This is a genomic window from Peribacillus sp. SIMBA_075, from assembly GCF_046534585.1.
The window spans coordinates 1-257 of sequence record NZ_JAWRYN010000996.1 but is presented as its reverse complement, the minus strand read 5'-3'; the positions used below and the strand labels follow the sequence as shown (position 1 = coordinate 257).

Annotated in this window: 1 riboswitch. The window is 50.6% G+C overall.

Annotated features, from left to right (window positions below):
* A riboswitch (purine riboswitch) is annotated at positions 1 to 78 on the top strand. This riboswitch is flagged as partial in the annotation.
* Between the last annotated feature and the right edge of the window lie 179 nt (positions 79 to 257).

Here is a 257-nt window from a genome sequence, read left to right as displayed (position 1 = left end):
ATAATAGCGGGGATATGGCCCGCAAGTTTCTACCGGTCCGCCGTAAACGGACTGACTATGAGAAGCAATGGAACGAAAAGAAACCGCCTATGTTTAGTGCGGCTTCCTTTTGCGTTTCCTTTCGGGAAAGCCCGGAGGACCTTGCTCCACTCATGGTTATGATTGGATGCGCGTCCTCTGGGCTTTTTTTCGGGGGATGCGGGAAAAGGAGTGGAAAACATGAAGCAATTAGAAGAAAAGATCCTAGCGGACGGACG